Source organism: Anaplasma phagocytophilum (assembly GCF_023476575.1).
GTDB lineage: Bacteria > Pseudomonadota > Alphaproteobacteria > Rickettsiales > Anaplasmataceae > Anaplasma > Anaplasma phagocytophilum_A.
The window spans coordinates 1-610 of record NZ_JAHLEX010000194.1 but is presented as its reverse complement, the minus strand read 5'-3'; the positions used below and the strand labels follow the sequence as shown (position 1 = coordinate 610).

General features: G+C 40.5%; 1 protein-coding gene. It reads left to right on the top strand.

Annotated elements, in window-relative coordinates:
• A partial coding sequence (locus tag KPX09_RS05495; RefSeq protein ID WP_410518492.1) for an HGE-14 family type IV secretion system effector occupies positions 1-610 on the top strand: 610 nt, incomplete at both ends.

Here is a 610-nt window from a genome sequence, read left to right as displayed (position 1 = left end):
TTGTGAATATTATTTCCATATTACACTGCTTTGCTAAGGCTGCTGATCCTCAGGCTCATGCTTCAGATGTAGAGTGTGATCAAGAAGTAGTATCGAGTATCAAGCTGTCTTTAAATACGTATCTCAACACACAATATAAAGCTTTGTTCGGATGCTTAAATCCTGCGCTAAGTGCTGAAAATCAAGAATACGGAAGGGCAGCTTTGCGTATAGTGCGACACAATGCAGAGATTGTTAGGAAAGTTGCTGACTTGGTTTATGTAAGAACACCGCGTTGTTTCCGTCACCGCACTGAGAATTGCTTGAACATGATTCTTGATGCTGTTGAATCTGATGCTACTGAATGTGTAGCAATGCTTCGTAGAGATGAAAAGTCATTATTGCGACTCTCATTAGCTACAGAAGCGCGTATAGCGCTTTGTCGTAATCTTGATCAGTACGTTGGTAAATCAGAAGAAGAGGTTAGTACTGCTCAGTCTTGTCCCAGTGTATGCATAAATGCTTTAATAAGGGCTATGGGTTGTTTACTATTGGTATATAGAGAATATGCTGCTTCCGGAATAGAAGAGCATCCTTTTGCCTGTAGCATTGAGAGGTGTATTCAAATCCT